At 63.5% G+C, this 891-nt stretch carries 1 protein-coding gene; it reads right to left on the bottom strand.

The genetic code is table 11. The features are described 5' to 3' along the window. Positions 1 to 891: elongation factor Tu (gene tuf, locus HZI36_RS26620; protein ID WP_179405657.1), on the bottom strand; the 891-nt coding region annotated here is incomplete at its 5' end.

Genomic DNA, 891 nt, shown 5'->3' with positions numbered 1-891 from the left:
TTACTCGATGATCTTGGCGACGACGCCGGCGCCGACGGTACGGCCACCTTCGCGGATCGCGAAGCGCAGACCTTCTTCCATCGCGATCGGCGCAATCAGCTTCACCGTGATCGACACGTTGTCGCCCGGCATCACCATTTCCTTGTCCTTCGGCAGCTCGATCGAGCCCGTCACGTCCGTCGTACGGAAGTAGAACTGCGGACGGTAGTTGTTGAAGAACGGCGTGTGACGACCACCTTCGTCCTTCGACAGCACGTACACCTCAGCCGTGAAGTGCGTGTGCGGCGTGATCGAACCCGGCTTCGCCAGAACCTGACCACGCTCCACGTCTTCACGCTTCGTGCCGCGCAGCAGGATACCGACGTTGTCGCCGGCCTGACCCTGGTCCAGCAGCTTGCGGAACATTTCCACGCCCGTGCAGGTCGTCTTCACCGTCGGCTTGATACCGACGATTTCGATTTCCTCACCGACCTTCACCACGCCGCGCTCCACACGACCCGTCACCACCGTACCGCGGCCCGAGATCGAGAACACGTCTTCCACCGGCATCAGGAACGCACCGTCCACCGCGCGCTCCGGCGTCGGGATGTACGTGTCCAGCGCATCCGCCAGGTTCATGATCGCCACTTCGCCCAGCTCGCCCGTGTCGCCTTCCAGCGCCAGCTTCGCCGAACCCTTCACGATCGGCGTGTCGTCGCCCGGGAAGTCGTACTTCGACAGCAGCTCGCGCACTTCCATCTCGACCAGCTCGAGCAGTTCCGCGTCGTCCACCATGTCGCACTTGTTCAGGAACACGATGATGTACGGCACGCCGACCTGACGCGCCAGCAGGATGTGCTCACGCGTTTGCGGCATCGGGCCGTCAGCGGCCGAGCACACCAGGATCGCGCC

Source organism: Burkholderia guangdongensis (genome assembly GCF_013403875.1).
GTDB classification, from domain to species: Bacteria; Pseudomonadota; Gammaproteobacteria; order Burkholderiales; family Burkholderiaceae; genus Burkholderia; species Burkholderia guangdongensis.
This window is presented reverse-complemented; position numbering and strand designations above follow the sequence as displayed.